The sequence below is a fragment of the Brevibacterium sp. K72 genome, from assembly GCF_050562175.1.
Classification (GTDB): Bacteria; Actinomycetota; Actinomycetes; order Actinomycetales; family Brevibacteriaceae; genus Brevibacterium; species Brevibacterium casei.
In genome coordinates, this window is record NZ_CP191582.1 from 2,246,760 (window position 1) to 2,271,264 (window position 24,505).

Genomic DNA, 24,505 nt, shown 5'->3' on the forward strand with positions numbered 1-24,505 from the left:
GAGGGAGACCGTGCGGGCGCACGGTGTGGAATCAGATCGCGTCGGCCGCTTCGCGCTGAGCCTTGCGGGCGGCGCGGCGCTTCTTGTGACCGGCGAAGCTGAAGAGGAAGACGATGATGGCGAGCAGCAGGAAGATCGCTCCGGCGCCGATGCCCGCATCGACCCAGAACTGCGGCGGGAAGAGCCGGATGAGCGAATCGTCGGCGTAGAACTCCCACGTGCCGTCGGCGAAGAAGACGCGGTGGAAGCCGCGGAAGAAGCTCTCCCAGCCCAGCAGTGCGACGACGGCGATGCCGGCCATGGCGATGATGCTGAAGATCGCGCCGAGCCGGAAGCCGAAGCGCATCCCCATGCCGCCCTTGCGCGAGAGGTAGAGCGAGAAGAGCACGGTGCCGATGAAGGCGATGATCGCGATGAGGTAGAGCAGAGAGATGAGCCCTTTGACGTCGGCCATGTGGTTGAGCTCGTCGGAGATGAAGACCGGTTCTCCGGTGGGCAGGATGACATCGGCGAGGTAGCGCCGGGAGTCGAGGTTGTGGAGGTAGTCGATGACGTACGTCGCGTAGTGCTCGCGATCGGCCTGGCCGAACCCGAACTGGTCGGCGGGGAAGCCGGGGCGGAAGTACTCGAACTTGAGGAACATCCCCGAGGCGATCGTCCGCACGGCCAGGGCGAGGAGGATGAAGGGCACCGAGAGGGCGATCCAGATCGTGCCGATGATCTCGAGCGGGTTCCTCCGCCGCTCCGGGAACTCGGGTTCATGGGTGTCGCGCGAGGTCGCCGCCTTCGTCACCGCCGCCCAGTCGGCATCGCTCATCACCGAGGACCGGGAGCCGGTCGTCGCGGCCGTGTTCGACGTCGCGGCAGGCGCCGCCGAGGTGTCCGCCTGGTGCGCTGGGACCTCCCGGGTCCGTGCGGTGTCCTGGGGGGCGGTGGAATGGGCGGGGGTGACCCGAACCGGTCCCGTCGAGGGCCGGGGTTCGTCCTTGCGGATCGGGTCCGTGATCGGATCGAACGCCTCGGTGTCGGTCGACGGGTCGTTCGCTGCCGTCAGCGGTGCCTTCGACGGTGTCTCGGCAGCACTGTGCGACCCCGAGCTCATTCGCCTGCTCAGAAGGTCATCGGTCTCGTTCTTCTCGTCTCCAGCCACGTTCCCATTGTCGGCGACGGGTGCCGGAGAGCCCGGGAGGACACGCCCTGAAGCCGGAGATCGCCGAGGCGGCAGGTCCGCCGGTGGGGGAGCCCGGTCCCAGCCTGCTCACCGTCAGGGACGCGTCATCCGAACAGCGCGGCGACGATGACGAGGGTGGGCACCGCGAGGACGGTCGTGATGAAGACGGCGTCGCGCATGAGCGCCTCGGACTGCCGGTACTGCATCGAGTAGATGTAGACGTTCTGCGCCGTCGGCAGACTCGAGGTGACGATGATGGCGAAGAGGTCGATGCCCGAGTAGCCGAGCAGGGGACCGCCGATGACCCATGCGACGAGCGGTTGGAGAACAAGCTTGCCGACGGTGATGTAGCTCAGCTGTGAGCGCGTCCCTCTCACCGGCAGCGCCCAGCCGTCCTTGAGGGAGATCCCGAAGGCGAGCAGGGCACCGGGCACCGCGGTCGCCCCGATCATGTCGATGGGTTCGAAGACGAAGCGGGGGAGTTCGAAGCCGGTCGCCGAGGCTGCCACCCCGGCCGCGGCACCGAGGAGGATCGGATTCTTGAGCACCTGGAGGATCGTCGAGTACCAGTGTGTGTCGTGCTTCTTCTTCCCCGCCGCGTCGAGCACGGCCATGCCGATGGGGGCGAGGATGATGAGCTGGAAGAGCAGGACCGGAGCGACATAGCCGACGTCATGGAGGACGTAGGCGGCGATGGGGATGCCGAGATTGCCGATGTTGACGTAGCTGACCGCCCATGCGGAGAACATCGCCTCTCCTGTGCTGCGCTTCCTGATCCAGCGGGTGAGGGCGAAGAGGACGAAGCCGGCGATGAGCGAGGACCCGCCCGTGGCGAGGAGGGCCGAGTTGAAGATGAGCCCGAGGTCGGTCTGGGAGACCGTGACGTAGAGGAGCGTCGGGGTGCCCGCATAGAAGACGAGCTTCGCGATGACCTGCTGACCGGTGGGGCCGAGCACCCCGGAGCGTCCCAGCAGGAACCCGACGAGGATGACCCCGGCGATGACGGCGAATCCTTCGAATACGGCCAGCATGGCTTACCGGTGGTCCTCGCTTCCTGGGGCCTCGGCGGACGGGCAGGGGCGGGTCAGGCGGTCTCGCCGCGGGCGTCGACGGCGAGGTGGGCCGCTCCTGCGGAGGCGGCAGTGACCGTGAGCACCGCAGGCCAGGCGCCGATCTTCTTCGCCAGCGGGTGGGAGAGCCCGAAGCCGCCGAGGTAGCCCAGGCCGAGCGCGGTCGCGGTCGGCCACCCGCGCTTGGCGTACCACGTGCGGGCGGCGTAGGCGCCGGCAGCGGCGAGCACGACGCCGCCGAGGGGCCGGATGCCGGTTTCGCGAGCGGTGAGGAACCCGCCGACGAGGCCGAGGGCGACGAGCGGGGCGGTGGAGACTTCGTGTGCGTCCTTCATGCCCTCCAGTCTAGAGACGCCGTCGGCCCCGCGGTCACGCGGTCTCACGACGAGGAACATCGATCCGCCGCTCAGCCTCCGGAACGACTCAGCCGACGGTGAGTCGGATCACCGAGGCGATGCCGAGCCCGGCGATGAGGCACACCGAGGTGGTCAGGCCGAGGATCGGCCACGGACTCGGCCTGCCGCGCTCGTCGCGGATGGATCCTGACCCGGCCCGGTACCGATGGACCTGGAGGGAGATCACCGCGGCCGCGAGTCCGATGCAGACGACGAAGACGGCGACGGAGAGGACGGGGAAGAGGGTGATCCAGCGGATGAAGAGGAGGCTGACGACCGTCATCGTCAGACTCGTGCGCAGCCACGACTGGGTCGTGCGCTCCGGCTGCAGGCCGGGGTCCTCGTGCGGGGCCAGCCTGGGCGCGCTCACAGCACTCCGGCGAAGACGAGGACGAGCAGTCCCGCTCCCAGTGCCGAGGCGAGGCTGACGATGGGGATGATGAGCGGCAGCGGCAGCGACTGCTTGCGGCGCATCGCCGCTTCGATCCGGTACCACCGGAAGGCCGCTCCGGCGGCGAGGACGAAGCCGATGGCCATGAGCACGATCGACAGCGTCGCCCGCAGGCCCGGGGAGAAGATCTCCCCGGTGAAGGCCTCGACGGCGATGCCGCCGCCGATGAAGGCCAGCGCCGTGCGGATCCAGGACAGGAACGTGCGTTCGTTCGCCAGGGTGAAGCGGGGGTCGGGATCCTCCCCGTCGGGAAACATCCGACGGGCGAGTCGGCCGCGTGCATCATCGGATTCCACGTTCCGAGGATACACGCGCAGGCTCGCCGACCGGGGGCGACGTCCGGGATGAGCGCGGTGCGGCGCCGGGACATCGGCGGCGCAGGCTCGGGGCGAAGGCTGTGTCAGGGCCGCCGGATACGGTGGCACCATCATGGACGATCACCAGCTGGACCAGCGGATCAGGCGCATCACCCGGGCGCCGTTCCGATCGCGTTTCCACCTCCGCGGGGCCGAGCTCGACTATGTCCTCGACCGGGCACCGGAGACCGTGCGAGCGCACGCCGAGGACTTCATCGCCACCCGTCTGGCGCCGGCCCACCCGCCGAAGGACGGCAAGCAGACACCGTGGAAGGGACACCCGGTCTTCCTCGCCCAGCATGCGACGGCGACGTGCTGTCGCACGTGCCTGCAGAACAGCCACGGCATCGCCGCCGGACATGCCCTCACCGAGGCGGAGCAGGCCGACGTCGTCGCCATCATCTGCCGGTGGATCGAACTCGAGGCCGCAGCCGCCCCGCCGAGGCGACCGTCCCCGCAGCCGGAGCGGGAGAGGAGGACGCCTCAGCCCACCCTGTTCTGATGTTTCCCGCCCGGCCCGTGCCCTTCGGCCTGTGCCGGTCCCAAGGACCCCGCCGCCCTGCGCTGTCCGCGATCCGGGGTGCCGTGTGGTGGCCGACACACCCTGTCGTAGCATGTCTCCAGACCCGTGTGGGTCGATGTCGACGAAGGAGACGCATGACTGACGGAGCGAGCCAGCCTCCCACCACCGGTGGGGATTCCGGTGCCGATCGCCTCGGCGAGGCCGAGGGCAAGCCGAAATGGAAGATCATCGGTCCCGGACTCGTCGTCGCCGCCACCGGTGTCGGTGCCGCGGACATGGTCGCCACACTCGTCGCCGGCAGCCGTTTCGGGTACGCGCTGCTCTGGGCCGTCATCGTCGGCGTCATCCTCAAGATCGTCCTCGTCGAGGGCGCGGGCCGCTACACCCTGGCGACGGGCAAGACGATCTTCGAGGGCTGGCGGAGCCTCGGTCGGTGGACGACGTGGTACTTCGGGCCCTACATCATCATCTGGGGCTTCGTCTACGGGGCGACCGCGATGAGCTCGGCCGCCCTGCCCTTGGCCGCGCTCTTCCCCATGGTGCCGCTGACGGTGTGGGCGATCGTCATGGGACTCGCCGGCTTCACCATGGTGTGGCTGGGCAGGTACACGGTCTTCGAGCGGATCACCGCGGTGCTCGTGGGCATCATGTTCGTCACCGTCGTCGGACTGGCGATCATCGCCGCCCCGAACATCCCCGAACTCCTCAGAGGACTCATCCCGCTCATCCCCGACGGGGGAGTCGTCTACACGCTCGCGCTCGCCGGCGGCGTCGGCGGCACGATCACTCTGGCCGCCTACGGATACTGGCTGCGGGAGAAGGGATGGATCACGCCGAAGTGGATGCGGGTGATGCGCATCGACAACACGATGGCCTATGTCATGACCGGCATCTTCGTCATCGCGATGCTCATCGTCGGTGCCGAGGTGGTCCGGGCGGCGGGCGTCTCGCTCTCGGCCGGGGACGAAGGGCTCCTCGACCTCACCGATGTCCTCAAGGCCCGCTACGGCGACGTCGTCGGCGTCGGATTCCTCATCGGGTTCTGGGCTGCCTCGTTCTCCTCGATCATCGGTGTGTGGAACGGCGTCTCGCTCATGTTCGCCGACTTCTGGGGGCACATGCGCAAGAAGCCGGCCGGTCACCCCGACACCCTCACCGGGGGCAGGTACTTCAAGTTCTACCTCCTGTGGCTGACGTTCCCGCCGATGCTCCTCTTCCTCCTCGGCAAGCCGATCGGGCTCATCCTCGCCTACGGGGTGCTCGGCGCGCTGTTCATGCCCTTCCTCGCTCTCACCCTCCTCGGGCTGCTCAACGGCAGGCGGGTGCCCAAGGAATGGGCGAACAAGTGGCACACGAACATCGCCCTCGGCATCACGGCCCTGCTCTTCCTCATCCTCGGCATCCAGCAGCTCATCGACGCACTCTCACCCCTGTGGAGCTGAGACACCGCAGTGGAGCTGAGACACCCCTGTGGAGCTGAGACACTGCGGAGGATGTGAGGCACACTGAGACCATGGGCGACGACGACGTTCTCAAGGACCATCTCCGCGCTGCGCTCCATCGGACACAGGAGAACCTCCTGTGGAAGCTCGAGGGACTGAGCGATCGGGAGCTGCGGCTGCCGCGGACTCCGACGGGGTTCAACCTCCTCGGCGCGGTCAAGCACATCGCCCAGACCGAGTACACCTACCTCGGCGAGACCTTCTCCCGTCCCTGGCCGCATCCCGACGAACTCATCACCGCTGCGCAGATCGCCGCCGACCCGCAGGCCGACTGGTATGCGACGGCCGACGAGACCACGGAGGACGTCCTCGGCTTCTACCGGCGGGTGCGCGCCTTCGGCGATGAGACGATCCGGGAGCTTCCTCTCAACGCGGTCGGAACGGTCCCGCATTGGCCGATGGTGACGGCGAGCGTGACGCTGGGCCAGATCGTCGTCCATCTCCTCGTCGACGTCACCCGACACCTCGGGCAGGTCGACATCGTCCGTGAGGGCATTGATGGGAAGGCGGGGTTGGGTGAGGCCAAACCGAACCTGCCGCAGAGCCACGACTGGGCCGCCTACACAGCGAAGCTCACCGCCCTCGCAGACGGCACCCGCTGACGGGTGCGGTCACCGGCCGCGCCGAGGCGTGCCGGGCGGACGATAAACTGGGAGGTGAGATGGCAGACGAGAACTCGGAAGCGCCCAGGCAGCAGATCCCCTCCCGATCCGGTGAGCGCGCGCACGGTGAGCGGACCCCGCCCCGGGGCAGGGGCGGATCCCGCCGCGGCGGGCCGAAGAAGCGCGGCCGCGGACGGGGTCGCACCGGCGCTGAGCACCGTGAGCGCCGCGCGCGCCTGCGCGAGGCCCGCGCGGCCCACCCCGTCACCGTCACCTACCCGCCGGAGCTGCCAGTCAGTGCGGCTAAGGATGAGATCGCCGAGGCGATCCGCGACAACCAGGTCGTCATCATCGCCGGTGAGACCGGTTCGGGCAAGACGACGCAGCTGCCGAAGATCTGCCTCGAGCTCGGCCTCGGCGTCGAGGGGATGATCGGACACACGCAGCCACGGCGCATCGCCGCACGCACCGTCGCCGAACGCATCGCCGACGAACTCGGCGAAGACCTCGGCGGCACGGTCGGCTATCAGGTCCGCTTCACGGCGCAGGTCGCCGACGAGACCCGCGTCAAGGTGATGACCGACGGAATCCTCCTCTCCGAGCTCTCGCGGGACAAGCTCCTGCGCGACTATGAGGTCATCATCATCGACGAGGCCCACGAACGCAGCCTCAACATCGACTTCCTCCTCGGCTACCTCAAGGAGGTGCGGAGGAAGCGGCCCGACCTCAAGATCATCATCACCTCGGCGACGATCGACCCCGAGTCCTTCGCCGCCCACTTCGACGATGCCCCGATCATCGAAGTCGAAGGCCGGACCTACCCCGTCGAGGTCCGCTACCGGCCCCTGACCGACGAGACCGCCGACGACGACGTCGACGGTCCCGGCGAATCCGGGGACTATGAGGCCGGGGCCGAGGACCAGATCGAGGGCATCATCTCAGCCGTCGACGAGCTCAGCGCCGAGGATCCCGGTGACATCCTCGTCTTCCTCTCCGGGGAACGGGAGATCCGCGACACCGCCGACGCGCTCGAGGCGCACCTGCGTAAATCGCAGCGACTGCGCGACTGGGAGGTCATCCCGCTCTTCGCCCGGCTCTCCGCCGGCGAGCAGCAGAAGGTGTTCAAGCCGCACACCAGGCCGCGCATCGTGCTCGCCACGAACGTCGCCGAGACCTCCCTGACCGTGCCCGGCATCAAGTACGTCGTCGACGTCGGCACCGCCCGGATCTCGCGCTATTCGAACCGCACCCGCGTGCAGCGTCTGCCGATCGAGCGGATCTCGCAGGCGAGCGCGAACCAGCGCAAGGGACGGTCGGGCAGAACGAGCGAGGGCATCTGCATCCGCCTCTACTCGGAGGCCGACTTCGCATCCCGTCCCGAGTTCACCGACCCGGAGATCCTGCGCACCAACCTCGCCAGCGTCATCCTCCAGATGGCCGACCTCGGATTCGCCTCGAGCGACGAGGAGATCCTCGGCTTCCCGTTCCTCACTCCGCCCGATGCCAAGGCCGTCCGCGACGGGCGCACACTGCTCACCGAACTCGGTGCCCTCGAGACCGAGAAGTCGGGCACGATTAGGGTCACCCCCACCGGCCGGAAGCTCTCGGTCCTGCCCATCGACCCGAGGCTCGCACGCATGGTCATCGCCGGCGCCGAGGCGGGTGTCGGGGGAGAGGTCCTCGTCATCGTCGCGGCTCTCTCCATCCAGGATCCGCGTGAACGTCCCGCCGAGGTGCGGGCTGCCGCCGATGAGAAGCACGCCCGTTTCGTCCACCGCGGCAGCGACTTCCTCTCCTATCTCAACCTGTGGAACTACCTCGAGGACTCGCAGGCGGCGATGTCGTCGTCGAAGTTCCGCCGTCAGTGCAAGGCCGAGTTCCTCAACTTCGTCCGCATCCGCGAATGGCAAGACCTCGTCGGTCAGCTCCGGTCGCTGCTCGGTTCGGCGGGCATCCGCGTCGAGCGTCCGAGCTGGCGCCAGCACGCAGCCGATGACAGTCGTGCCGGTGGGGGCCGACGTGCCGACGGAGCCGACTCCGACGGGGAGGTCTCAGCAGACTCCCGCCGAGGCGGGGGCCGGGAGACCGAGGATACGCGCGGACACCGGGGAGGGACCGCCTCGGCGAGGCAGGGATCGACCGCCCGGACAGCGCAGGGAAAGATCGGGTTCGCCGAGCTCACGGCGGCGAAGAAGCAGGCGAAGAAGGCACGCGGCGGGGTCGAGGGCGGACGCGGTGCCGATGCCGCGGCGATGAAGCTCGACCCGACGGCCGTGGCCATCCACCGCGCTCTCCTCACCGGTCTGCTCTCGATGATCGGGTCCCGGTCGGAACGGCTGGGGGACTACCAGGGGGCCAGGGGCACGCGGTTCGCGATCTTCCCCGGATCGGGCCTGTTCAAGGTCAACCCGGACTTCGTCATGGCCGCCGAACTCGTCGAGACCTCCCGCCTGTGGGCGCGCACGGTCGCCGCGATCGAACCCGATTGGGTCGTCGAGGCCGCCGGGGACCTCGTGAGCCGTCAGCACTCGGACCCGCACTGGTCGACGAAGGCCGGATCGGCGATGGTCTACGAGAAGATCGCGCTCTACGGGGTCACGCTCATCAGCGACCGTCGGGTCGCGTACGGGACGATCGACGCCGCAGCGGCCAGGGACATGGTCATCCGCAAGGGACTCATCGACGGCGACTGGCGCGAGAGGTTCGGGTTCGAAGACCACAACGCTGCCGTCATCGAGGAGGCCGAGGAGCTCGCCTCGCGTACCCGCAACCGTCGTGTGCTCGACCAGGACGATGCCCTCTTCGAGTTCTTCGATGAGCGCATTCCCGCCACGATCACCTCGGCGGCCGACCTCCGCTCGTGGTGGAAGGGTCAGAAGCGCCGCGATGCGCACCTGCTCGACCTCACGACCTCGGTGCTGCTCAGCGACGACAGCGAGTCACTGACCGCTTCGGTGGCCGAGGACTACCCGATGGAATGGGAGCTCGCGGACGGGACGACGGCGAAGCTGCGATACTCGTTCGATCCCGGCTCGAGTGAGGACGGGGTGACCGTCGAGATCCCGGCGAGCGCTGTGCCCGTCGTCGACCCCGACGAGTTCAGCTGGCAGGTTCCGGGGCTGCGCGAAGAGCTCGTCGCCGCCTACATCCGGTCGCTGCCGAAGGCCAAGCGGCGCTACTTCGTGCCCGCGCCCGACGTCGCCCGCGACATCCTGCCCTCGCTCACGCCGTATCAGGGCAGCCTGCCCGAGGTCCTCGCCGCGCATCTGAGCGAACGCGCCGGCGGGGGAGGACTGCAGGACCTCGTTCCGATCACCGTGAGCGCCGATGACTTCGACCGCGACCGGATCCCCGCCCATCTGCGCATCCGCTTCCGCCTCGTCGACGGGACGACGACCGTCGGGCTCGGCGACGACCTCAGCGCCCTGACGACGCAGGCGAAACCGGCTGTGAGGAAGGCCCGAGCCAAGGCGTCGCCGTTCGCGGAGAAGCGGGGCCTGACAGGGTGGAGCGTCGGCGACCTGCCCGATCCTGATGCCGCCGAGGCGGGGGTCGTGCCCGGACTCGCCGACCGCGGAGACAGCGCCGACCTCGTCGCCTTCGACACGGCCCTGCAAGCGCGGATCGCGAGCAGGGAAGCGGTCATCACGCTGCTCGCCCTGCGCACAGGAGAGACGCTGAAGTACCTGCAGGACGGCCTGACGACGGAGGAGAAGCTCGTCCTCGCCGGGCATCAGAAGCGCTCGGACGAACTGCTCACCGCCCTCATCCGATCAGGGGTGCGCGGAATCGTCGAATCCGAGATCGGGCCCACGGAGTCCTCGTGGGTCGGTGGCGAGGCGGAGTTCGCTCGGCTCGAGACGGCGGTGAATGCGCAGCTCATCGAAGCGACGACGAAGCTCCTGCCCTCCCTCATCACGGCGCTGCGGCGAGCGACGGAGTTGGACAGATTGGTCTCGAACTCTTCGTCGCTGGCGATCCTGTCCAACCTCGCTGACGTCCAGGCCTGGGCGGCTTCGCGGGTGAGTGCGGCGGCGATCGCGGCGATGACCCCGCAGATGGTGGCAGCGCTGCCGAAGTGGGTGGAGGCGGAGAAGGTGCGGATCGGGGCGATGGTCGATTCGCCGATGCGTGACCGTCAGCTCATGGATCGGGTCACCGGGAGCGCCGAGGCGGTGGCGAAGAAGATCGCCAACCGCTTCCCCGGACTGGGGCAGGCGGCGTGGGACCGGTGGCTCGTCTCTGTGCCGAGCCCCTGGCGCGACGTCCTCGTCAAGCTCGAGGAGCTGCGAGTCAGCCTCTATGCGAACTCGCTCGGCACCACGCACCCGGTCTCGGAGAAGCGGATCGCGAAGGCGCTCGCGCAGCTGTAGGCCGCTGCGGGGCGGGGGCGAAGCTCCGGGAAGGACGTTCTAGAGTGAGGCGCCGGTGAAGAACCCGCCGAAGAGCCACCAGAGGGGGAGGGCACCGGCGGAGACCAAGGCGCCCGCCGCCCACCAGATGCGCCACCGCCACGTCCGTCGCCGCGAACCGACGAAGAGGCAGACGAGGTAAACGATGACGCAGAATGCGCCGGAGAGGCTGAGCAGGACGAGTCCGGCAGCCTCCCATCCCGATGTCCCGAGGTCGAAGACGTACTTCGTGATCTGGGCGATCGACAGGGAGAAGAGGATCGCCATGCCGAGCAGCGGCACTCCGAGGACCCCTGCGATGATGAGCGGCAGGGCTTTGAGCCACCGCTCCTTCGGTTCCGACCGGCCGGCGTAGTCAACGTATTCCTCAGTCATCGACACTCAGCATAGACACCCAGTTCGGCAACTCGCTGGAAGCAGACCGAGCATAGGGGTTTCCGCGGTGAGCTCCGCCGACGCCGCCGCTGCCTCGGCGCCACTGTGACTGATCGGACAGGGACTCGGCGGGCGATCGGCGGTAGGATATTTTGGTGACTTCTGGCCGATATTCCGACAAAGAGATCCGGACGCAGGCGGCACGCCGCCGCACGTTCGCCGTCATCTCCCACCCCGACGCGGGCAAATCGACGACCACCGAGGCGCTCGCCCTCCACGCGCGGGCGATCGGTCAGGCCGGCGCCACCCACGGAAAGGCCGGCCGCCGCGCCACCGTCTCCGACTGGATGCAGATGGAGCAGGACCGCGGGATCTCGATCTCCTCGGCGGCCCTCCAGTTCGAGTACCGCGATGCCGTCTTCAACCTCGTCGACACCCCCGGCCACGCCGACTTCTCCGAGGACACCTACCGTGTGCTCTCCGCCGTCGACTGCGCCGTCATGCTCATCGACGCCGCCAAAGGCCTCGAGTCGCAGACGATGAAGCTCTTCGAAGTCTGCGCCCACCGGAACATCCCGATCATCACCGTCGTCAACAAGTGGGATCGTCCCGGACTCGATGCGCTCGCCCTCATGGACGAGGTCCAGCAGCGCACCGGCCTCCTTCCCACCCCGATCACGTGGCCCGTCGGACAGTCCGGTGACTTCCGCGGCGTCCTCGACCGGATCACCGGCGAGTACACGAAGTACACCCGCACCGACGGCGGCGCGACGATCGCCGGCGAGGAGACCTTCGCCCCCGAGGCCGCAGCCGAGCTCGAGGGGGAGGCGTGGACGACGGCCGTCGACGAATCCGAGCTTCTCGACATGGAGGATCAGAACCACGACCAGGAGACGTTCCTCGCGGGGAAGTCGACCCCGGTGATGTTCGCCTCGGCGGTGCTCAACTTCGGCATCCACAAGCTGCTCGACACCCTTGTCGACCTCGCCCCCGCCGCCGAGGCGCGCGAGGACAAGGAGAGCGCCCCGCGCGACGTCGCCGCTCCGTTCTCCGGATTCGTCTTCAAGGTCCAAGCCGGCATGGATTCGAACCACCGTGACCGCCTCGCCTACATCCGCGTGTGCTCCGGTGTCTTCGAACGCGGCAGCGTGCTCACCCATTCGGCCACGGGCAAGCCGTTCGCGACGAAGTACGCCCAGCAGGTCTTCGGCCGCGACCGCGACGTCGTCGACGAAGCCTTCCCCGGTGATGTCGTCGGCCTCGTCAACGCGAGCGCCCTGCGCGTCGGCGACTCCCTCTACCTGGACAAGAAGGTCGAGTTCCCCGGGATCCCGACGTTCTCGCCCGAGCACTTCATGGTCATCCGCGCGAAGGACTCCTCGAAGTACAAGCAGTTCCGCCGCGGCATCGAACAGCTCGACCACGAAGGCGTTATCCAGGTCCTGCGCTCGGACCTGCGCGGTGACCAGGCACCTGTGCTCGGCGCGGTCGGACCGATGCAGTTCGAAGTCGCCGAGGACCGGATGACGAACGAGTTCAACGCCCCCTGCTCGCTCGAACGACTCAACTTCTCCCTCGCCCGGCGCACGACACCCGAATGCGTGCCGACGCTCGCCCGCGAACGCAACGTCGAGGTGCTCAGCCGCTCCGACGGCGAACTCCTCGCCCTGTTCTCCGATCGCTGGCGCCTCCAGGGCGTGGAGAAGAACCATCCCGACCTCGTCCTCGAACCGCTCGTCGTCAGCTGATCGAGGACCGCGGACGCCGACTCCGCGGTTTTGACGAAGTCACTAAGATTGACAATCGAGTCCGCGCGCACGCGGACACCGCCGGGCTCACCCGGCACCCGGGGAGACCCGAGAGGACTGAAGGAGAATTCGTGGGAACGAAGAAGATTCGAGTCGCCATTGCCGGTCTCGGCAACTGTGCCTCGTCCCTGATCCAGGGTGTGGAGTACTACCGCGATGCGGCCCCGGGGACGAAGGTGCCCGGGCTCATGCACGTGGAATTCGGGGACTATCACGTCGGTGACATCGAATTCGTCGCGGCCTTCGACGTCGACGGCAAGAAGGTCGGCGCCGACATCGCTGAGGCGATCACGGCCAGTGAGAACAACACCATCACCCTCGCCGAGGTTCCCCCGACCGGTGTGTCCGTCCAGCGTGGTCCCACCCTCGACGGTCTCGGCCAGTACTATCGTGAGACCATCGTCGAATCCGACTCCGAGCCCGTCGACGTGGCGCAGGCGCTGCGTGACGCAGAGGCCGACGTCCTCGTCTGCTACCTGCCCGTCGGTTCGCAGGAGGCCACCGAGTACTACGCGCAGGCCGCGATCGACGCGAAGGTCGCCTTCGTCAACGCTCTCCCCGTCTTCATCGCCGGGACGAAGGAGTGGGACGAGAAGTTCCAGGCCGCGGGCGTGCCCATCGTCGGCGATGACATCAAGTCCCAGATCGGTGCGACGATCACCCACCGGGTGATGGCGAAGCTCTTCGAGGACCGGGGCGTCGTCCTCGACCGCACCTACCAGCTCAACGTCGGCGGCAACATGGACTTCAAGAACATGCTCGAGCGCCAGCGCCTCGAGTCGAAGAAGATCTCGAAGACCCAGGCCGTGACCTCGAACACCGGCGCCGAGCTCTCAGCCCGCGACGTCCACATCGGACCGAGCGACTACGTCGAATGGCTCGACGACCGCAAGTGGGCGTTCGTCCGCCTCGAGGGCCGCAACTTCGGCGATGCCCCCGTCTCGCTCGAGTACAAGCTCGAGGTGTGGGATTCGCCGAACTCGGCGGGCGTCATCATCGACGCAGTGCGTGCGGCGAAGATCGGCCTCGATCGCGGCATCGGCGGAGCGCTCATCTCCGCCTCCTCCTACTTCATGAAGTCCCCGCCCGAGCAGAAGAACGACGATGCCGCCCACGAGGCGGTCGAAGCGTTCATCCGCGGCGACATCGAACGCTGACCGCAGCCCCCGAAGGACGGGGCGCGAGGCCGAAGCCGGTCACACCACGGGTGTGGCCGGCTTCGTCGTCTCAGCCCCGTCCACCCGCCATGCGAGACCCGGTGGGAACAACGGAAGCTGTCGGTGGGCTGGTATCTTTCTCAGTGACCGCGATCACGTGGCCGACCGGCCGCCGATCACGGTGACCGACCGTGCGCACCCGCGCCGAGCACCGCCGACCGACCGAGGAGCACCCCATGTCGACCACCACCGCCGACACCGGAAAGGCAGCCGGCAGCCCTGACCGCCTCAGCTGGCTGATGAAGGTCCTCGTCGTCATCGAGAAGGCCGGCAACAAGCTGCCGCACCCGTTCTGGCTCTTCCTCTCGCTCGCCGTCATCGTCATGATCCTCTCCGCGATCTTCTCCGCGACCGGGCTGAACGCGGTCAACCCGGCCACCGGGGAGACGGTGACCGTGACGAACCTCTTCACCACGGAATCCCTGCGCGAGATCGTCGGGGGAGCGGTGATGAACTTCGTCACCTTCCCACCGCTGGGTCTCGTCATCATCGTCCTCCTCGGCGTCGCCGTCGCCGAGCAGTCCGGTCTCATCCCGGCGATGCTTCGCGGCACCATCGCCGGCGCCTCGCCGAGGTGGATCACCTTCATCGTCGCCCTGGCCGGCACCGCCTCGTCGATCGCCTCCGACGCCTCGTACATGATCATGATCCCGCTCGGCGGGCTCGCCTTCCGCGCCGTGGGCCGCAACCCGATGCTCGGCTGCATCGTCGCCTATGCCGCGACCTCCGGCGGGTACTCCGCGGCCCCGATGGTCAATGCCATGGACACCGTGCTCGGCGGTCTCTCCACCTCGGCGGCGCAGATCATCGACCCCGAGTACGTCGTCAGCCCGGTCGCGAACTTCTACTTCAACTTCATCTCGATGTTCGTCGTCGCCGGGGCGATCACCCTGGTCACCGAGCTCCTCCTGTCCAAGCGCGCCGACGCGATGGAGCTCGACCCCCTCGATGAGGACGATCCGGAGGCCTTCGACGTCAAGATGGCCCTCGACGCGAAGGAGAAGCGCGGTGTGCTCTTCGCCGTCATCACCATCGTCGTCTGCGCCGCGATCCTCTTCTTCCTCGCCCTGCCCGCCGATTCGTTCCTCCGCGACGAGGCAGGCGGCTTCGGACCCGAATCCGGGCTCATGGCAGGCATCGCCGCGATCATCGGCTTCGGCTTCTTCATCGTCGGCATCGTCTACGGCTACGCGACCGGTTCGATCACGAAGATCACCGAGATCCCGGAGATGATGGGCAAGGGCCTGCTGCCCTTCGTCCCCGTCATCGTCCTCTTCTTCGCCGCCAGCCAGTTCCTCGCCCTGTTCAAGATGTCGAGCCTCGGCGAGATCCTCGCGATCCGCGGGGCGGACTTCTTCGGCTCGCTCGACACCTCGACGTTCGTCATCCTCCTCGGTGGGTGGCTCCTCGTCGCCCTCGGCGCTCTCTTCCTCACCTCCGGCTCCGGTCTGTGGACGCTCATGGCCCCCGTCCTCGTCCCGATGTTCATGCTCCTGTCGATCTCCCCGGAGACGACGCAGGCGCTCTACCGGATCGGCGATTCGACGACGAACATCATCTCCCCGATGTCGCCCTACTTCGTCGTCGTCCTCGGCTTCATCCAGCGCTACAAGCGCGACGCCGGCATCGGCACGCTCCTGTCGTTCACGATCCCGCTCTCGTTCACGATGTTCCTCTTCTGGGGCCTGCTCTTCTTCCTCTGGTGGTTCACCGGCCTCCCATGGGGACCCGGTGCGGCCATGCACTACCAGATGAACTGACGTCTCCCGCAGAGGGCGAAGGTGAGGAATACGGCCGAATCGCCCAGCGTTACAATCACACAACGCTCTGTCGCCCGACCCTGCGGTCACAGTTGCCATCCAGGTGTGACGGCTAGACTTGAGCGTGATGTTCGATTCGCGCGACGACCGGTCTGCGCGACCCGCATACTCAGATCGAAAGGATCTCGACCGTGAGTAACCCCATGATGGACCGCACCATCAGAGAAGGCGTCCAGGCGGGACGCAACCAGCAGCCCGTCATGACCGACCAGCAGCTCAACGACCTCTTCAACCAGCCGGCAGCGGAGAACCGCAACACCGGCCGCCCCGTCGACGACCGGGCGATGACCTACGACGACGTCATGATGAAGACGGGCGTCCTCTTCGCCATCCTCCTCGCCGGCGCCGTCCTCGGTTGGTTCGTGCCCGTGCTCGCCTTCCCGGCGATGCTCATCGGCCTCGTCCTCGGCCTCGTCAACGCATTCAAGCGGGAACCCAACAAGGGCCTCATCATCGGCTACGCCGCGTTCCAGGGAGTCTTCCTCGGCGGCATCTCGATGATCTTCGAGACCCAGTTCTCCGGCATCGTCCTCCAGGCGGTGCTCGCGACCCTCTGCGTCTTCGGCGTCATGCTCGCCCTCTTCAAGTTCAAGGGCGTGCGCTACGGCTCGAAGATGATGAAGTTCATGATGATCGCCGTCGGCGGCTACGCGATCTTCTCGCTCATCAACTTCGGTGTCGCGATGTTCACCGGCACCGGCGGCGCCCGCGCCATCGAGATCAACATCATGGGCATGACGATGCCGCTCGGCGTCATCATCGGCATCTTCGCGACGATCCTCGCCGCGATGACCCTCATCGCCGACTTCCAGATGGTCGAAGAGGGCGTCAAGCAGCGCATCCCCGAGAAGTACTCGTGGCTGTGCGCGTTCTCCCTCATGACCACCCTCATCTGGCTCTACATCGAGATCCTGCGCCTCATCTCCTACTTCAGGAACTGACGCAGGGGCGTCGCAGTGCCTGCGGCGCCTATGATTGAGCCATGAACTCGCAGACGGCGGACCTCGACACCGAGGTCCGCCGTCTGCGTGTGCGCATCATCGGGCTCACCTCCGCCCAGCTCGCCGAGGCAGGGGAGGGGTCGACGACGTCGCGTCGGGACTCCATCGCCGCGGCGCTCGCCGAGTTCTCAGCGATCGGCTCGAATGGTCGCGCGGTTCCCGATCTCGGAGACCAGAGTCTCGCCGACCAGGTCGTCGTCCTCATCGAGACCGGCAGACGTCGGGCAGAGATGCTCGATTCCGCATCGCGCGAACAGCTGCTCGGCCGCCTCCTCGACGCCGCAGTGGACCTGCGCCGGAGACTGGCGTAGGCCATGACCGATCGCCGACCCTTCGTCTTCGCGCTGGCCGGAGCGGTCGCCGCGCTGACCTACTTCGGCTCCTCGGAATTCCTCGCCGGGATCCTCTCGCTCACCTCGGCGCCGCTGCTCGTCCTCGGGCAGACGGTCATCCCGCTCGTGCCCACAGCCCTCATCAAAGCGGCCATCGCGCTCTTCGGGACGGGTGACAAACTCGCCCTCGTCATCACCATCGCCGTCGTCGGCGTCCTCATCGGCGGTCTCATCGGGTGGCTCGGCGCGCACCATCGCAGCCTCTCCCTCATCCTCCTCATCGGGTTCGGAGCCCTGCCGGTCGTCCTGCAGCTCACCACCGGAGGGACGCTGGTCGGCGCGCTGCCTGCGCTCGTCGGGATCGGTCTCGGCTGTGCGACGTATCTCGGGTTGCTCCGCCTCGGCAGGGCGGACCACCGCACCGAACGGGTTTCTGCGCCTCCCGCCGTGGTCCCGGCATCCGCGAAGACCGGTGGGCCCGCGGAGACCGTCGAGCGTACGGACACAGCCGATCGTTCGGGGGCCGTCGAACAGGCGGAGACGGCCGACGGTCCCGACCGGCGGCTGTTCCTCGGCATTGCCGCGGGGCTGAGCGCGATCGGGGTCGCGGCGATCGCGGCCGGACAGTCCGCAGCGGTCCTCGCGCGGAACGCGGCAGGTACGGTGGCGAACCTGGTGCTGCCACGACCGGCCGCCTCGGCGCCACCCATCCCCGCGGGAGCGGACCTCGAGATCGACGATCTCGCCCCGATCGTCACACCCAACGCGGACTTCTACCGGATCGACACCGCGCTCGTCCCACCCGCCGTCGATGCGGGAACGTGGTCGCTGCGCATCCACGGCATGGTCGAACGCGAAGTGACGGTGACGATGGAGGAGCTGCTCGCGTTGCCCCTCGAGGAGCACTACTTGACGATCACCTGCGTGTCGAACGAGGTCGGCGGGGACCTCATCGGAAACGCGAAGTGGCTCGGCTATCCGCTGCGCGAGCTGCTCGCCCGGGCCCGGCCGAAGCAGGGAGCCGACATGGTGCTCTCGGGCTCCGACGACGGCTTCACCGCCTCGACGCCGCTCGAAGTCCTCACCGACGACCGCGCCGCCCTGCTCGCCGTGGGGATGAACGGAAAGCCGCTGCCCCGCGACCACGGATATCCCGCGCGCCTCGTCGTCCCCGGCCTCTACGGGTTCGTCTCGGCGACGAAATGGGTGACGAGTCTCGAGGTCACCCGGTTCGCCGACAAACAGGCGTACTGGACGACCCGGGGCTGGTCGACCCACGGACCGGTGCTCGTCGCCTCCCGGGTCGACGTGCCGCGGGCAGGTGCCCGGGTGCCGGCGGGCAATGGGCAGGTCGTCACCGCCGGCATGGCCTGGGCCCAGCACACCGGGATCGGGCAGGTCCAGGTGCGCCTCGACAACGGCGACTGGCAGACGGCCGATCTGAGCGAAGATCTGAGCGTCGACACGTGGCGGCAGTGGCGGCACGTCTTCACCGACGTCGCACCCGGCAGCCACACGGTGACTGTGCGGGCCATCGACAAGGACGGCACCGTGCAGATCTCCGACCGCAGGCCCGCGATCCCCGGCAGCGCGACGGGCCTCCACGACCGAGACTTCATCGTCGAGTGAGAACGGCGGGCGGCGGGCGGGCCTCTCGGCACCGACGCGGTGAACCGACAAAAACGCGGTCAGCACACCGCGTTTTTGTCGGTTCACCGCGTCGATGGCCGTCCAGCCACCGAAATCGTCGCCGAGGCAGTGGCGAAGCTTGCGGTCGGCCCCTCCGGCTTTCCCCGCCGCCTCGGCTGTATCCTCGGAGGGACAGCCCGACTCCGAAGCTGTCGAGCGGTACCCTGCCGGTCTGAGCGCCGGCGCTGAGAGTCACAGCGAGGTGATCTTCATGTTCGGCCTGCCGATGACCACGGTCGTCATCATCTTCGGCATCCCCGCCCTCTGGGTCCTCTACACCCTAGTCTTCGTCTTCCTCTCTCGACGCTGGTCGGCGGAGGATATCGACGACCCGGGCGCTGCCTCGGCGAGCGGATCCGTAACCGGCACAGACCCCACCGCCGGACCTGACCGCAGCGTGGGACCGGAGAACGGGGGACGGCCATGAACATCGAGACGTGGTTCCTCATCATCTACTTCGTCGCGATGGCCGGCATCGGCGTGTGGACGATGCGGATCGGCTCGCAGGGGTCAGAGGGCTACCTCCTCGGCGGACGCAGCCTCGGCCCCGCGGTCACCGCGCTGCGCCTCCAGTCCTCGTCGATGTCGGGGTACATGTTCCTCGGCGCCGGGTCGCTCGGCTACACGCAGGGGTACTTCTCGCTGTGGTACGCGATGGGCGACATCGGCGGCGGGGTCCTCAACCTCTCGATCCTCGGCCGGCGGATGCGCAAGCTCTCCCAGATCCTCGGCTCGCTCACCTCGATCGGGTATCTCGAGCAGCGGTACCCGTCGAAGTGGATCCGGGCGATCGCCGCCCCGATCGCGCTCTTCTGCATCTTCTTCTACGTCATGAGCCAGTTCATCGCAGGAGGTCGCGGCCTCGAAATGGTCACTGGCATCCCGTACGCGTGGGCGCTGCTCGTCGCCGTCGGGGTCATCGTCTTCTACACGTTCCTCGGCGGCTATCTCGCCGTCGCCTACACCGACTTCGTCCAGGCGATCATCATGTGCATCGGCATGGTGTGGATCCTCATCGGCACCCTCCAGGCCGTCGGCGGGTGGACCGCCGGCAACGAGGCGGTCGGACAGATCAACCCGAACCTGCTGACCATGTGGGGTCCCGGAGGATTCGCCGACGTCCAGTGGGGCATCATCATCGGCGCCGTCCTCGTCTTCTCGATCGGCTACATGGGCTGGCCGCACGTCAACGTCAGCCACATGGCGATGCGGAAGCCGTCGGTGGCGAGGACGGCGAGCCTCTACGCCACCGGGTTCAACCTCCTCTTCATCCCAGCCCCGTACATCGTCGGGATCATGGCGCTCATCATCCTGCCCAGCCTCGACAATCCCGAGCTCGCGGTCTTCCAGGTCGCCGACACTGTCCTGCCCGACTTCGCCGTCGGCATCGTCATGGCCGGCATCATGGCGGCGATCATGTCCACCGCCGACGCCCTGCTCCTCCAGTCCGGGACGATCGCCAGCCAGGACCTCTTCCAGCGCTTCGTCCGCCCGACCATGAGCGACCGGCAGTCGGTGTGGGTTTCCCGCTTCACCGTCCTCCTCCTCGCGATCATCGGCTACGTCGTCGCCGTGGGCGACCCGCCCGCCGTCGCCGAGGTGGTCATCTTCTCCACGACCGTCCTCGGCGCCGCCTTCGTCCCCGTCTACATCGCCGCCGCCTGGTGGAAGAAGGCGAACGTGCCCGGTGCGATCGCCTCGATGCTGCTCGGCACCGTCTCCTCGGTGGGATGGCAGCTCAGCGGCCTCGTCGACGTCACCGCGATCGACCCCATGGGAGTCGGCATCGTCGCCTCAACCCTGGGAATCATCGTCGTCTCCCTTGCCACCCAGAAGTCCCACCCCGTGCCTGCGCACATCGTCGCAGCCCTCGAGGAGACGGCGAAGATCGGTCCGATCCCCGCGCGCATGCTCACCGGACAGAACGACGCGCTCGCCTCCCAGGTGCCCAAGGATGTCTGAGCGCACGGGTCCCGACGCCGACCGCCGCCCCGCCGACCCGAGAAGGGAGTCGACCGTGGGGAGGTCGGAACAGCCCCCGGAGATCCTCCGGCTCACCCCGCACATCACCCCCGCCGAGGCGGTCGCCGTGTTCGGACGCAAGCTTCCCGACGCTGCCGCGGAGGCGACGGAGGCACTCCACCCGTTCTGGTGGGTCGCCCTCGACGTGGAGACGAGCGGTCCGCTCCATCGGGGGACCGCTGCGTCGCGAGCCAACGTCCTCGTCGACGCGGCGACGGGGAAGGCGTCGATCGCCGACTTCGCACCGCGGGGCCTCACCGTCGATTCCGCCCGGTGGACCGGTCCGGAGACTCCGGATGACGCGGTGGTCCAATCGGCCCGGGCGCTCGTGCGGACGAAGGCGATCCGGACGTTCCGGCTCGGCATGAGCGTGCGCGTGCGACAGGCCGGACCCGTGCGCGGTGTCCTCAAACCCAATTGGCTCGTCCGCGGGGCGAACCATCAGCATGCGGCGACGATCCTCGTCGACGGACTCAACGGCTCGCACTACGTCGTCAGGGTCGAGAAGGCCTGAAGCGGCCGGTGAGTAAAGATAGATACGCCAAATACGGAAAATACGGTAAAATACGGAGTGCGGTCACGAACTCCCGACGATGAGCAGGTCAGTCATGACGATCACCATCCCTCCCGCCTCGGCGAGCAGCGGCGAATCACCCTATCGCCCGGGGTTCGGGACGACGCCGCCCGTCGCCGTCGGACGCCAAGCTGAGGTCAACGCATTCGCCAGGGCGCTCGACCAGCGTGGGGGAGCGGGACGGACCGTGTTCGTCACCGGTCAGCGCGGAGTCGGCAAGACGGTGCTGCTCAACATCTTCGAGGACGTCGCCGAGTCGCGTCAGTGGCTCACGGTGCGCGAACAGGCCTCGCCCGGATTCGTCGGCAGGCTCACCGGGGCGAGGCTGCCTGAGGCGCTCGAGGCGCACGATGCCCATGAGACGACGAAGTCCAAGGTCGTCGGCATCACCCTGCCGGCAGGGGCCGGGGGACTGACGACTCGGACCGAGACGACGAGCGCCCTGCAGCCGGACTTCCGGCACCACCTGATGAAGGTGCTCGAACTCCTCGACGCGCACGGCACGGGGCTCGTCATCTCCCTCGACGAGGTCCACCGCTCGAACCTCGACGAGTTCCGCGCCGTCACCGATGCCGTCGCCTACGCCATGTCGCAGGAGGCGCCGCTCGCGTTCGTCGCCGCGGGCCTGCCGGCGAGCATCGACACGATCGTCAACGACGAGGTCTCGACCTTCCTCCGACGCGCGAGTCGGATCAACCTCGGCAGCTTCACCCCGGACGAGACGGCGCTCGCCCTCCGCCTGCCGGCCGAGGAGTCGGGCAAGCGGTTCGACGCGCAGGCGCTCGCCCTCGGCACCGAGGCCTCGCTCGGGTATCCGTACATGGTCCAGATCATCGGCGACCTGGCTTGGCGGGAGGCATCCGACGCCGAGGTGATCACCGCCGACCACGTCGAGGCCATTATCGGCGAGGCCAAGGAGATCCTCATCCAACAGATCTACGAACCCACCCTGGCCGCCCTCACTCCGGGTGCCCGGCGCTATCTCAACGCGATGGCCGCCGACGACCGGATCTCCCACACCGGGGAGATCGCCGAACGTCTCGGAGCGAAGAAGCAGACGGCCAACGACTACCGGCGGATGCTGCTTGCGCATGGCGTCATCGAGTCTCCCGCCCACGGCCTCGTTCGCATTGTCATCCCGCACCTGCGCGACTATCTCCTCGAGCAGACGCGTGGGCACTGAGCCCGCGCCGACCGAGGGGGTCGGGCAGAGCGCCCGGGCCGCCCCGGATCAGAGAAGTTCCGACCTACTGCCAGTTCTTCGCGTCCGTGACGCAGAAGGGATGACCGGCCGGGTCGATGAGGACCGTCCAGGTCTCGCCCGGCTGCGGTTCGGCGCGGGTGGCACCGAGTTCGACGCACCTGGCGACGGCGGTCTCGATGTCGTCGGCGGCGAGGTCGAGGTGGAACTGCTTGTGCCCGTCGTCGGGCCAGTCCGGTCGCTTGTAGTCGGGGATCGTTCCGATGCCCAGGGCGTGGCTCGGTCCCTTGAGCATCGCGTAGTTCTCGTCCGAGTAGACGATGGGCCAGCCGAGGACAGCGGTCCAGAACTTCCCGAGCTCGGCGGCGTCGGGAGCGTCGAGGGTGACCATCGCGAGGCTGGCCACCGGTGAGGTCGAAGAATCGGAGGAGGCTGTGTCTGTCTGTGTGTCGGTCATGTCTGCCATTCTTGTGTCATGGACGACGTCGCCGCTAGGAAAAACCCGCCAGGTGCGGAGGCCGGCGTCGGTGTCGCCGATCCCGGGCCGCCGGAGCACATGCTCGGTCGAGTGCTCCGGCCCAGTGAGTTGCTCGATCACGCGCGCTACCGCGTCGCCGATCCCGCCGAGGCGTTGCAGCCGTGGATCGAACGCTACTGGTCGGTGAGGTGGGACCTCGAGCCGGGGGAGCGCTACCGTGCGGCGACGGTGTCCGAACCCGCAGTCAATCTCACCGCCGAATGGGGCGACCTGCGCCGAGCCGGCATCACCGGCCCGGGACTGTGGGTGACGGGGCCGGTGACGCGCACGCGCTTCGACGTAGAGCTCTCCGGTGTCGGAGGCGTCGTCGGGGTGAAGTTCCGCCTCGGCGGGATGCGTGCGTTCACGACCGGGCGGCCCGCCGATATCCGCGACTCGACCGTCGCAGCGGAGCGGTGGTTCCCCGGGATCGACGCGGAGCTCGCCGTCCCGCATGACCTCGATTCCGCCGCCGAGGTGCTCGATCGTTGGCTGCTCTCCCAGGCACCGGAGATGACGACGGGGTACGAACGCGTGCGTCTGGCACTGGCGGCCATGTCCGATCGGGCGGTGACGAACCTGCGAGCACTCGCCGAGGCGGTCGCGATGAGCGAACGCAGCCTGCAGAGGCTCTTCCTCGACCACTGCGGGGTCGGGGTGAAGCGGATCCTCGTGCGCTCACGGGTCATCGACGCCGTCGCCGCCCTCGACCGCGGTTGGGACGGTTCGCTCGGGGACCTCGCGACCGGGTTGGGATGGTTCGACCAGTCCCATTTCACCGCCGACTTCCTCCGCGTCACCGGATACCGGCCCACCGAGTACCTGGCGCTGCGGAACCGAGCCCGAGCCGGGAGAGGTTAGGTCACGCAGGCGTCGCTCCGAGTCCGCTGGCCGCGGAGCGCATCGCGGCTTCGGCGTCCGCGACAGTGAGCAGGGAGTTGCCCGCAACGATGTGCAAACCGTAGGCATCTTCCAGTGCGACGAGATTGAGTGCGAGCTGCTCGATGCCGATGACAGGGGAGAAGTCTCCTGAATCGGTGCCTGCGGTGAGGACCCTGCGATAGATGTCGAGCTGCCGGGTGAACATGTGTTCGACCATTTCGTCGTGAGCACTTGACGTGCCCGCGAGGACATCGAACTCATAGAGAAGCCGCATGAGCGCGTCGTCAGGACCGGTCGGCAGTCCTTCGCTGATCGCGGCGGAAAGCTGCCGACGGGGATCGTCGAGTGCAGCGATGACAGCTTCTCTGGCATCGCAGAATCGCTCGACGCCTGCGCGGTGCGTCTCGAGCAGCAGCGCATCGAGGTCATCGTAGTAGTAGAGGATCGCACCCCGAGTCAGGCCTGCTCGCCGTGCCACATCAGCGAGCGAGACCGATCTCAGACCGGTTTCGCCGACCGTCTTCAGCGTCGCCGAGATGAGTGCGTCACGCCGTTGGGATTGGTTCTTGGTCCGTGCCATGGGAT

Annotated in this window: 23 protein-coding genes; 15 read left to right on the forward strand and 8 right to left on the reverse strand. The window is 67.8% G+C overall.

Translation table 11 applies throughout. The annotated features are described in order from the left end of the window. Positions 1-31: 31 nt before the first annotated feature. The 5 genes from ACQ1RG_RS10050 to ACQ1RG_RS10070 form a co-directional block, all read right to left on the reverse strand. Positions 32-1,150 (reverse strand): TIGR01906 family membrane protein, encoded by a 1,119-nt coding sequence (locus ACQ1RG_RS10050; protein ID WP_040340896.1) that lies wholly within the window; start codon positions 1,148-1,150, stop codon positions 32-34. A gap of 125 nt (positions 1,151-1,275) precedes the next feature. After that, positions 1,276-2,202: an AEC family transporter gene (locus ACQ1RG_RS10055; protein ID WP_009374541.1), complete on the reverse strand. Its 927-nt coding sequence runs from the start codon at positions 2,200-2,202 to the stop codon at positions 1,276-1,278. Positions 2,203-2,255: 53 nt separating this feature from the next. After that, the gene (locus ACQ1RG_RS10060) at positions 2,256-2,576 is read right to left on the reverse strand and encodes a hypothetical protein (protein ID WP_040340898.1); all 321 of its coding nucleotides are present in this window, start codon (positions 2,574-2,576) and stop codon (positions 2,256-2,258) included. A gap of 88 nt (positions 2,577-2,664) precedes the next feature. Then, positions 2,665-3,006 carry a DUF202 domain-containing protein gene (locus tag ACQ1RG_RS10065; protein WP_009374544.1) on the reverse strand — a complete coding sequence of 114 codons (342 nt, stop codon included), beginning with the start codon at positions 3,004-3,006 and terminating at the stop codon, positions 2,665-2,667. After that, positions 3,003-3,383, reverse strand: a complete 381-nt coding sequence (locus ACQ1RG_RS10070) for a YidH family protein (RefSeq protein ID WP_009374545.1) — start codon at positions 3,381-3,383, stop codon at positions 3,003-3,005. Before ACQ1RG_RS10070 ends, ACQ1RG_RS10065 begins: the two co-directional genes overlap by 4 nt. Before the next feature lie 133 nt (positions 3,384-3,516). On the opposite strand from ACQ1RG_RS10070, the gene ACQ1RG_RS10075 reads away from it, so the two are divergent. The 4 genes from ACQ1RG_RS10075 to hrpA all read left to right on the forward strand — a co-directional run bounded on the left by ACQ1RG_RS10075 (position 3,517) and on the right by hrpA (position 10,443). Beyond that, on the forward strand, positions 3,517-3,945 hold the full coding sequence (locus tag ACQ1RG_RS10075; protein WP_063250213.1) for a DUF4186 domain-containing protein: 429 nt from the start codon (positions 3,517-3,519) through the stop codon (positions 3,943-3,945). 155 nt (positions 3,946-4,100) lie between these two features. Beyond that, positions 4,101-5,408 carry an Nramp family divalent metal transporter gene (locus ACQ1RG_RS10080; RefSeq protein ID WP_009374554.1) on the forward strand — a complete coding sequence of 436 codons (1,308 nt, stop codon included), beginning with the start codon at positions 4,101-4,103 and terminating at the stop codon, positions 5,406-5,408. 71 nt (positions 5,409-5,479) lie between these two features. Beyond that, positions 5,480-6,070: a DinB family protein gene (locus tag ACQ1RG_RS10085; RefSeq protein WP_009374556.1), complete on the forward strand. Its 591-nt coding sequence runs from the start codon at positions 5,480-5,482 to the stop codon at positions 6,068-6,070. 59 nt (positions 6,071-6,129) lie between these two features. Next, positions 6,130-10,443 carry an ATP-dependent RNA helicase HrpA gene (gene hrpA / locus ACQ1RG_RS10090; protein WP_063250214.1) on the forward strand — a complete coding sequence of 1,438 codons (4,314 nt, stop codon included), beginning with the start codon at positions 6,130-6,132 and terminating at the stop codon, positions 10,441-10,443. 39 nt (positions 10,444-10,482) lie between these two features. On the opposite strand, the gene ACQ1RG_RS10095 is transcribed toward hrpA, so the two are convergent. Then, positions 10,483-10,857, reverse strand: a complete 375-nt coding sequence (locus tag ACQ1RG_RS10095) for a hypothetical protein (protein WP_009374559.1) — start codon at positions 10,855-10,857, stop codon at positions 10,483-10,485. Between the two features lie 155 nt (positions 10,858-11,012). On the opposite strand from ACQ1RG_RS10095, the gene ACQ1RG_RS10100 reads away from it, so the two are divergent. From ACQ1RG_RS10100 to ACQ1RG_RS10145, 10 genes are all read left to right on the forward strand, one after another. Next, entirely contained in the window at positions 11,013-12,605 is a 1,593-nt protein-coding gene (locus tag ACQ1RG_RS10100) for a peptide chain release factor 3 (protein WP_009374561.1), read from the forward strand. Between the two features lie 131 nt (positions 12,606-12,736). Then, a complete protein-coding gene (locus ACQ1RG_RS10105; protein WP_009374563.1) occupies positions 12,737-13,822 on the forward strand; it encodes an inositol-3-phosphate synthase in 1,086 nt (361 codons plus the stop codon). Positions 13,823-14,058: 236 nt separating this feature from the next. Continuing rightward, a complete protein-coding gene (locus ACQ1RG_RS10110) occupies positions 14,059-15,642 on the forward strand; it encodes an AbgT family transporter (protein WP_009374565.1) in 1,584 nt (527 codons plus the stop codon). Positions 15,643-15,845: 203 nt separating this feature from the next. Continuing rightward, positions 15,846-16,643 (forward strand): Bax inhibitor-1/YccA family protein, encoded by a 798-nt coding sequence (locus tag ACQ1RG_RS10115; RefSeq protein ID WP_009374569.1) that lies wholly within the window; start codon positions 15,846-15,848, stop codon positions 16,641-16,643. A gap of 41 nt (positions 16,644-16,684) precedes the next feature. Further along, positions 16,685-17,014: a hypothetical protein gene (locus tag ACQ1RG_RS10120; protein ID WP_009374570.1), complete on the forward strand. Its 330-nt coding sequence runs from the start codon at positions 16,685-16,687 to the stop codon at positions 17,012-17,014. Between the two features lie 3 nt (positions 17,015-17,017). Continuing rightward, positions 17,018-18,664, forward strand: coding sequence for a molybdopterin-dependent oxidoreductase (locus ACQ1RG_RS10125; RefSeq protein ID WP_167559993.1), 1,647 nt, complete (start codon positions 17,018-17,020; stop codon positions 18,662-18,664). 271 nt (positions 18,665-18,935) lie between these two features. Further along, on the forward strand, positions 18,936-19,151 hold the full coding sequence (locus tag ACQ1RG_RS10130; protein ID WP_040341045.1) for a hypothetical protein: 216 nt from the start codon (positions 18,936-18,938) through the stop codon (positions 19,149-19,151). Further along, positions 19,148-20,686 carry a sodium/proline symporter gene (locus tag ACQ1RG_RS10135; protein WP_009374575.1) on the forward strand — a complete coding sequence of 513 codons (1,539 nt, stop codon included), beginning with the start codon at positions 19,148-19,150 and terminating at the stop codon, positions 20,684-20,686. Before ACQ1RG_RS10130 ends, ACQ1RG_RS10135 begins: the two co-directional genes overlap by 4 nt. Then, positions 20,679-21,260, forward strand: coding sequence for a hypothetical protein (locus ACQ1RG_RS10140; protein WP_009374576.1), 582 nt, complete (start codon positions 20,679-20,681; stop codon positions 21,258-21,260). Before ACQ1RG_RS10135 ends, ACQ1RG_RS10140 begins: the two co-directional genes overlap by 8 nt. A 94-nt stretch (positions 21,261-21,354) precedes the next feature. After that, complete coding sequence (locus tag ACQ1RG_RS10145) at positions 21,355-22,503, forward strand: BREX system ATP-binding domain-containing protein (protein WP_009374578.1); 1,149 nt, start codon at positions 21,355-21,357, stop codon at positions 22,501-22,503. Between the two features lie 64 nt (positions 22,504-22,567). On the opposite strand, the gene ACQ1RG_RS10150 is transcribed toward ACQ1RG_RS10145, so the two are convergent. Next, entirely contained in the window at positions 22,568-22,978 is a 411-nt protein-coding gene (locus ACQ1RG_RS10150) for a VOC family protein (protein WP_009374580.1), read from the reverse strand. Positions 22,979-22,996: 18 nt separating this feature from the next. Here ACQ1RG_RS10150 and ACQ1RG_RS10155 point away from each other — a divergent pair, with 18 nt between their 5' ends. Then, complete coding sequence (locus ACQ1RG_RS10155; RefSeq protein ID WP_040340902.1) at positions 22,997-23,899, forward strand: helix-turn-helix domain-containing protein; 903 nt, start codon at positions 22,997-22,999, stop codon at positions 23,897-23,899. Position 23,900: 1 nt separating this feature from the next. Here ACQ1RG_RS10155 and ACQ1RG_RS10160 read toward each other — a convergent pair whose 3' ends face one another. Next, positions 23,901-24,500 (reverse strand): TetR/AcrR family transcriptional regulator, encoded by a 600-nt coding sequence (locus ACQ1RG_RS10160; protein WP_009374585.1) that lies wholly within the window; start codon positions 24,498-24,500, stop codon positions 23,901-23,903. Positions 24,501-24,505: the final 5 nt, after the last annotated feature.

Excerpts from the sequence above, each read along its gene's own strand:
- ACQ1RG_RS10055 (WP_009374541.1), bottom strand. The coding sequence starts at position 2,202 with ATGCTGGCCGTATTCGAAGGATTCGCCGTCATCGCCGGGGTCATCCTC.
- ACQ1RG_RS10060 (WP_040340898.1), bottom strand. The coding sequence starts at position 2,576 with ATGAAGGACGCACACGAAGTCTCCACCGCCCCGCTCGTCGCCCTCGGC.
- ACQ1RG_RS10075 (WP_063250213.1), top strand. The coding sequence starts at position 3,517 with ATGGACGATCACCAGCTGGACCAGCGGATCAGGCGCATCACCCGGGCG.
- ACQ1RG_RS10080 (WP_009374554.1), top strand. The coding sequence starts at position 4,101 with ATGACTGACGGAGCGAGCCAGCCTCCCACCACCGGTGGGGATTCCGGT.
- ACQ1RG_RS10085 (WP_009374556.1), top strand. The coding sequence starts at position 5,480 with ATGGGCGACGACGACGTTCTCAAGGACCATCTCCGCGCTGCGCTCCAT.
- hrpA (WP_063250214.1), top strand. The coding sequence starts at position 6,130 with ATGGCAGACGAGAACTCGGAAGCGCCCAGGCAGCAGATCCCCTCCCGA.
- ACQ1RG_RS10095 (WP_009374559.1), bottom strand. The coding sequence starts at position 10,857 with ATGACTGAGGAATACGTTGACTACGCCGGCCGGTCGGAACCGAAGGAG.
- ACQ1RG_RS10110 (WP_009374565.1), top strand. The coding sequence starts at position 14,059 with ATGTCGACCACCACCGCCGACACCGGAAAGGCAGCCGGCAGCCCTGAC.
- ACQ1RG_RS10115 (WP_009374569.1), top strand. The coding sequence starts at position 15,846 with ATGATGGACCGCACCATCAGAGAAGGCGTCCAGGCGGGACGCAACCAG.
- ACQ1RG_RS10120 (WP_009374570.1), top strand. The coding sequence starts at position 16,685 with ATGAACTCGCAGACGGCGGACCTCGACACCGAGGTCCGCCGTCTGCGT.
- ACQ1RG_RS10125 (WP_167559993.1), top strand. The coding sequence starts at position 17,018 with ATGACCGATCGCCGACCCTTCGTCTTCGCGCTGGCCGGAGCGGTCGCC.
- ACQ1RG_RS10130 (WP_040341045.1), top strand. The coding sequence starts at position 18,936 with ATGTTCGGCCTGCCGATGACCACGGTCGTCATCATCTTCGGCATCCCC.
- ACQ1RG_RS10135 (WP_009374575.1), top strand. The coding sequence starts at position 19,148 with ATGAACATCGAGACGTGGTTCCTCATCATCTACTTCGTCGCGATGGCC.
- ACQ1RG_RS10140 (WP_009374576.1), top strand. The coding sequence starts at position 20,679 with ATGTCTGAGCGCACGGGTCCCGACGCCGACCGCCGCCCCGCCGACCCG.
- ACQ1RG_RS10145 (WP_009374578.1), top strand. The coding sequence starts at position 21,355 with ATGACGATCACCATCCCTCCCGCCTCGGCGAGCAGCGGCGAATCACCC.
- ACQ1RG_RS10150 (WP_009374580.1), bottom strand. The coding sequence starts at position 22,978 with ATGACCGACACACAGACAGACACAGCCTCCTCCGATTCTTCGACCTCA.
- ACQ1RG_RS10155 (WP_040340902.1), top strand. The coding sequence starts at position 22,997 with ATGGACGACGTCGCCGCTAGGAAAAACCCGCCAGGTGCGGAGGCCGGC.
- ACQ1RG_RS10160 (WP_009374585.1), bottom strand. The coding sequence starts at position 24,500 with ATGGCACGGACCAAGAACCAATCCCAACGGCGTGACGCACTCATCTCG.